Raw genomic sequence first — 6,258 nt, forward strand, 5'->3', positions numbered from 1 at the left:
ATACTTAACGTCGCCATCTTAGTTTGTCCAAGAGGCGCAAGATGGCACTCCCTTTCAGTGCGCTCTCTTTACCTTCTCTGACAGCGCGGTTGTAACCACTTGTTGCTTGTGCAGCACCAAGCTTGAGCAAGATGCCATAATTTTTTTCGACTCTGCTACGTTCTTTTTCCCAACGTTCAACAAAGATTTGAATGCGCTCGATCTCATCGCGATCCATCCACACTCCGTGACCATCAGGACAGCGATCGATCATGATTCCAGAATTGTAGGAGTAATTCGAGCGTGTCATAGGCTTATTGCAGACGATACACATCATCTCGGAGGTCGTGTCACGGACGAGAGTCTGCGCCTTAGCTGCGGCTTCCACAGCATTGATGTCTTGATGTTCCTGCTCACCGAACTTTTGCTCGCGAGACTGAACAACCTTCACCAGTTCATCACCATCACACCACAAACCGCCACATTGAGGACAGTGATCCACTTTCTCGGTTTCGTAGTGGATCTCGTTTAACGGAGATGTATCTCTCGGGCATACACGCTTTTGCGCCATCGGCGGCCTCCAGGAACGGGGACGAACACGCTGCCAAACTCATTCCACCTAAGGTTTCGGCAGAAACGATGATCTTTTGAGTGGAGCCTGCTAAAGCCCGAACCGGGCAGGCCAGGTATCTCAAAAAAGTCAAATATCTTGGATTCTTAGCGATTTGAGTTCAAGAGATTTTTCCCATGACTTGGGTTGTGCTTTGGGTGATTATGTAAGGCCAGACTTTTAAGGAGCGCGCTTGCATCTCAAACGCAAACTAGAAATCTTGGCCGATGCCGCTAAATACGATGCCTCCTGTGCTAGCAGCGGGTCCTCGCGCAAGGGTGACAAGAATGGTCTAGGTAATACCGCGGGCATGGGTATTTGCCATAGCTATACGCCGGATGGCCGCTGCGTATCGCTGCTGAAGATTCTGCTGACAAATTTTTGCGTCTTTGATTGCACCTACTGCATCAACCGTGTGTCGAGTGATGTGCCGCGCGCACGGTTCTCGGTAGACGAAGTCGTTTGGCTGACGATGGAGTTTTACCGACGCAACTATATCGAGGGGCTGTTCCTTAGTTCTGGGGTACTCCGGACGCCTGATGCGACGATGGAGGAGATGATAGAGATCGCCCGTCGTCTGCGTGAAGTGGAGCGGTTTGGCGGTTATATTCATCTTAAGGCCGTTGCTGGGGCGTCACCTGCATTGCATCTGGCAGCAGGGCGCTATGCCGATCGCCTTAGTGCCAATATCGAACTGCCGTCTCAGGCAGATCTCGATTTGCTCGCACCAGCCAAGACTCATGCCTCCATCGAGGAGTCCATGGCCGGAATTGAGGCTAAGATCACTGAGGTCAAGAGCGAGAAGAAAAAGAGCAGCAGCCGCGTTAAGGCCCCGATTTTTGCTCCTGGGGGACAAAGCACGCAAATGATCGTCGGTGCGACGCCAAGCAGTGATGCTTTGATTCTGCGCACGGCGACGCATCTTTACGACCAGCATCGCTTACGTCGTGTGTACTACTCAGCATTCAGCCCAATCCCCGATGCGGACCCCCGCTTGCCGCCTCAGGCGCCGCCTCTGATCAGAGAGCATAGGCTATATCAAGCTGATTGGTTGATACGGTTTTACGGCTTTGAGGCGCAGGAGATCACGCCCGAGGATGCGCCCAATTTGGACCTGGAGAAGGATCCTAAACTGGCGTGGGCCTTGCGCAATCGGCATGCATTTCCCGTTGATGTTAATAAAGCCACCAAGGCTCAGCTCCTGCGTGTTCCTGGCTTTGGTGTCCGTAACGTTGAGCGCATCATGACGCTTAGGCGGCACAAACGCATCACGAGTGAGGACTTGATCAAACTGCGCGTTTCATTGCGGCGAGCACAATACTTCATCGTTACGGCGGATACGCATGCCAAGGCCATGCTGATAGACAAACAAGAGTTTCCAGCCCTGGCTGAGAAGAAGATGCGGCAGATGACCATCTTCGAGGTGGGAGCCACAGCAGCGACAGGCGAGTTTTAAGGCCCACGGCAGTATGGCGCTATGACATGACGACTGAGATCGTATTCAAACCTGATTTTGTTAGCTGGCGACAAGAAGCGCGACGTCTTCTTAGTGAGGGAGTGCATCCAGACGATGTCAGCTGGGTGCCTGCAGGTGAGGAGCAAGGTCGTTTGATGTTCGCTGCGGAGGCACCGACTGAGGATTGTGATGATGTACACGAAGCGAAGCATAGCGAAAAGAAAGGCGCTATAGCCAGAGTGCCGCGCGCTTTTATGGAGGCTGCAGAACTAGCAGCTGTGCACCGGGAGCCGCGGCGTTGGCAGGTGCTCTACCGCATCTTATGGCGCCTCAATCACGGTGAGCCCCATCTCCTCAATATCGAAGTCGATGACGATGTCATGCTGCTCACGCGGATGGCCAAGGCAGTTGGACGAGATATCCACAAAATGCACGCATTCGTGCGCTTTCGTAAAGTGATGGGCGCGGATCCCGAGGTTCCTGACGAGCCCGTATACATTGCCTGGCACTGTCCGGATCACGCCATTTTTCGTTTAGCGGTGCCTTTCTTTGTCCGTCGCTTTCGGACGATGACCTTTGCCATCCTGACACCGGACGGATCAGCTTATTGGGATAAGCAGCATCTTGAGTACGGCCCTGGCGTACCTGAGGGTATGGCCCCTCGACTCGAGGACGAGCTTGAGACTCTCTGGTGCAGTTACTACGGCGCCATTTTTAATCCTGCGCGGATTAAGACCAAAGCCATGAAGAAGGAGATGCCGGTCCGGCACTGGCGTACACTGCCGGAGACCGCATTGATTGGTGAACTTTTAGCGTCGAGTGAGGCGCGTGTAGCACAGATGCTTAAAGATCAACCTACATCCGCTCAGCCCTTTGTTCCCAGGGATGCATCTGATCTCGGTGTACTGAAAGAGGCTGCCACTCGCTGTAGCGGCTGCAAGCTGTGCGAGCGAGCGCAGAGTCTTGTTTTTGGCAAAGGTCCTGCGCATGCACGCATAGTGATTGTGGGAGAGCAACCCACTGACTTAGACGATAGACGGACTGAGCCATTCAGTGGACCTGAGCGCGCCATATTGGAGTCGGCGTTAACTGCAGCCGGTGTGCGACTTGACGACGTTTACTTGACTCATGCGTTGAAGCATTTCAAACATCAAGAGACCAACGGAATACGCCAATATAAAAAGCCAGAACCTCGTGACGTTGCCGCATGTCGTCCCTGGTTGGCAGCAGAGCTGCAACTCATTAAGCCTGAGATCATCATTTGTTTGGGGTCTAGTGCAGCTCTCTCCGTCCTTGGCCGCATGATCAGGCTAGCGGACGAACGTGGCAAGCAACTACAGTCAACATGGTCGACACGGACCTTTGTGACGGAAAATGTTGCGGCTGTTTTAAACATTAAGGACGAAGATGAGCGGGCCTCAGCGGTGACACGATTTTTTACCGACATGAACACCGCTTTAGCATCTAGCTGATACTTTACTTGACCAAGCCACTACAAAGCTGCGTCCCTTTACGGGGAAGCTCATGGTCGCACACGTGACTTACGCAGCTGATGAGTTGGTATCCACGCGCCTTACAGGAATACTGCCAAAGTTCTTCACTCTCGGAGAGAAGGGCATGAATTGCAGGGCAAATGTCAGCGGGCGTTGGGGGCGGACAGACCTTAGATTCTCCATTCATGGTAAATCCACTTGGGCTTCCATTTAGGTTTACGATAAGGCCGCCCTTTGCTTGAGTCACCGGCACGAGTTTGATGTTGGCTTCCGCGACTTTTCCAGCAAGGATATCGACCTTGCCGCGGCCTTTTTGGTAAACTTTGCCCGTGGTGCTGTCTAGCACCTCGACCAATAGTAAGTATTGACCTGGCATCAAGTCGAAGCGCTGAAGCTGCGGTATACCAACGCCCAGTGGAAAAATTTGCTGGCCTTTTGCATCGCTCTTAGCTGCAGTAGTTAGCTGTGCATCGAGTTCTGCATCCATGGCAGAGGCCTCACTTTGCAGTGCTTTTATGCGCTCTTTTTTTGCTGCTATGAGGTCAGAACCTATGGGTGCACCGCCGATACCAATTCCCCAGGGATTAGGGCCACACGCGCCACCTACTGAGCCCATACAGATCATCGGAACTGCGTGACCCTGACCTGATTCGAGTTGTTTTAACTGTTCTTCGGCTGTGATCACCATCGCATCGGTATCTAGCTTTTTCTTGTAGAGAATCTCGAGTTGCGGCGTCTGGCGCGCCAGGGAGAGTCGCACTTGATCGATACTGTCCGGCATGCCGGTTGGCATCATAAGTGCCAGAGACCCACTTGGACCGGAGAGCTCGCTCTGCGGTGCGGCCGGTCCTTGCCAATGAGCCGCGGGAGCTTTTTCGCTATCGGTATGTTTTTTTGCCGGTGTTTGGAAGCCGCATGCCGCGGTAAGGGAGAATAGTAAAGCACTGGCGGTAGTCGTAAGGTGAGCTTTGGACGGTTTGTTTTTGATGTTTCGTGCCATAGTCTGCCAATTCCTCTAAGGTGAGCTCCCAGGCGCCAGCTTGGCTCAGCGCCACGGAACCATTGTAATTTCCTTAGGTCGTTATCGGTTTTTTGTATAAAAACTTTAGCGTAAAATATGTTTTTATATAAAAAATGAATAAAGGCGCGGCGGTAGCCCCTTTGCCCCACAATCAAACATTCAGTTAAAATCGATGCGCCTGTCTGATACTTAAGTATGAGACAGGCGATTATTTCGATGTCACGACGACGCGCAACGTAGGCCGTCCGTGCTTTGGTCAGGCCTCACTGGAACAGTACCGGGAGATCGATGGGGGTGATGGAGACCGGTCCTCCCGGGCCATCGCATGTGATTCTTATGCTCGTATCTATGGCGCCATCAAACCAGATACTAGTACGGTTAACAGAAATTGGGGTGGGAGTTGGCGTTATATTGCGGGTTGATGTGCACGATTCAGCGTTACTTGTGGTCCATTCCAAGAGGGTCTGGTCGAGTCCAGAGCTAGTAGCCGTTTTGATGACTAATGCTGTATTAAACCTAACGCGCGTCCTTTGCTCGGCAATTTTCAGGCCCGTTTCTGTTAGTTTGCCCTCGTAGCCAAAGCCCGTGCGCACATCGGTCTTCAGGAAAGAACCAGAGCTAAACTCGCAATCAGCAGATGCATCCAGAAGCGAAACTTTAATCAGATCGGTGCTGGACTCGGACTCAGTCCCTGTGAAAATTGCTACGCGCAGGATATCTCCAGCTTCGAAGTTACATTTGCGGATGCCACCGATCTCCGTGAATGTTGTATCTTTCTCAATTTCGACCGTCCGGACGATGTCCTTTGTGGCGTCACATGGATCTCGCACAAAATTCGACAAAATTGTGAAAGCGCGCTTGTTCAGGGTGATCTCGTATTTGCCTTCGGCATCTTGGAGCAATGCCGTTCTGGTTAGCAAGGTGCCATTCGGTACCGAGATTCCGTTGTTACTACCCGATTTTTGGTACAAAAATGCTGTGTCGGCGTTGGGCACTGCCACCAGAAGGTCTGTGCAGCTTCGGAGTTTTGTCCGGTGGGTTGAGACCCGAATCCATGTGTGAGACGTATCGGAATTTAGGCCTTGTTTGGTGCAAACCAGTGAGTATTTTTGGCTACGTTCCGGTATAACCTCGAGGCTTCCCGATCCAGGTAGAGTCTTGGATTGGTCGGTTGAGCTGGGCGACAGTTCGCAGGAGTCGCCTGTGGATGCCCAGGTGAGGGTAACAGACCTACTCTCCGCGGTTTCCTGCTCGATAAACTCGACCGAGGGCTTAAACTCGGTGATGAGCCGTTCTTTAGGCAGAGTGGTGGGCTCTGCCGGAGCCGTGCTCCTTCCTGATAGGTTCAGTGATTTGTCGAGCCAACCGCAACCAGAAACACCCAAACCACAGACAAATATAAACGATAAAAAGGTTATAGTTTTCAATTTTTTATCCCTTACTTTGAGGCGTTGAGGTAGTGCCAGTGCATAATTTAAAGCACGGCGGTGACGGGGACATATTGAGCTGATGACGTAAAGTCAAGGAATAAAAACAGTTGCAGAGTGGCTACTCACCTCACAGGGGTGTTGCCTCGTTGGATTGCGGGGCCTGCCCTACGCCGCTCACATAAATTGACCCATCCATGCTCACGTAAACTGACCCAGGTAGCTTGTGGTTGGGCGTGTCGGCGAGCAGGTCGCTTACTTGGGTGGCTGGA

At 52.3% G+C, this 6,258-nt stretch carries 5 protein-coding genes; 2 read left to right on the forward strand and 3 right to left on the reverse strand.

What is annotated here, in order from left to right; all coding sequences use genetic code 11:
* Positions 1-4: 4 nt before the first annotated feature.
* Complete coding sequence (locus FJ146_18970; protein ID MBM4254054.1) at positions 5-550, reverse strand: hypothetical protein; 546 nt, start codon at positions 548-550, stop codon at positions 5-7.
* Between the two features lie 232 nt (positions 551-782).
* Here FJ146_18970 and FJ146_18975 point away from each other — a divergent pair, with 232 nt between their 5' ends.
* Both FJ146_18975 and FJ146_18980 read left to right on the forward strand, forming a co-directional pair.
* A complete protein-coding gene (locus FJ146_18975) occupies positions 783-2,045 on the forward strand; it encodes a putative DNA modification/repair radical SAM protein (GenBank protein ID MBM4254055.1) in 1,263 nt (420 codons plus the stop codon).
* A gap of 26 nt (positions 2,046-2,071) precedes the next feature.
* Positions 2,072-3,517, forward strand: a complete 1,446-nt coding sequence (locus tag FJ146_18980) for a DUF4130 domain-containing protein (GenBank protein ID MBM4254056.1) — start codon at positions 2,072-2,074, stop codon at positions 3,515-3,517.
* A 4-nt stretch (positions 3,518-3,521) separates the two neighbouring features.
* Here the strand turns inward: FJ146_18980 and FJ146_18985 are convergent, their stop codons facing one another.
* Complete coding sequence (locus FJ146_18985) at positions 3,522-4,538, reverse strand: hypothetical protein (GenBank protein MBM4254057.1); 1,017 nt, start codon at positions 4,536-4,538, stop codon at positions 3,522-3,524.
* 284 nt (positions 4,539-4,822) lie between these two features.
* A complete protein-coding gene (locus FJ146_18990) occupies positions 4,823-5,986 on the reverse strand; it encodes a hypothetical protein (GenBank protein MBM4254058.1) in 1,164 nt (387 codons plus the stop codon).
* Positions 5,987-6,258 lie beyond the last annotated feature (272 nt).

Source organism: Deltaproteobacteria bacterium, from assembly GCA_016874735.1.
Taxonomy (GTDB): Bacteria; Bdellovibrionota_B; Oligoflexia; order Oligoflexales; family CAIYRB01; genus CAIYRB01.

What these genes read in the sequence shown, in the direction of transcription:
- FJ146_18970 (MBM4254054.1), bottom strand. Translation starts at nt 550, where the DNA reads ATGGCGCAAAAGCGTGTATGCCCGAGAGATACATCTCCGTTAAACGAG.
- FJ146_18980 (MBM4254056.1), top strand. Translation starts at nt 2,072, where the DNA reads ATGACGACTGAGATCGTATTCAAACCTGATTTTGTTAGCTGGCGACAA.
- FJ146_18985 (MBM4254057.1), bottom strand. Translation starts at nt 4,538, where the DNA reads ATGGCACGAAACATCAAAAACAAACCGTCCAAAGCTCACCTTACGACT.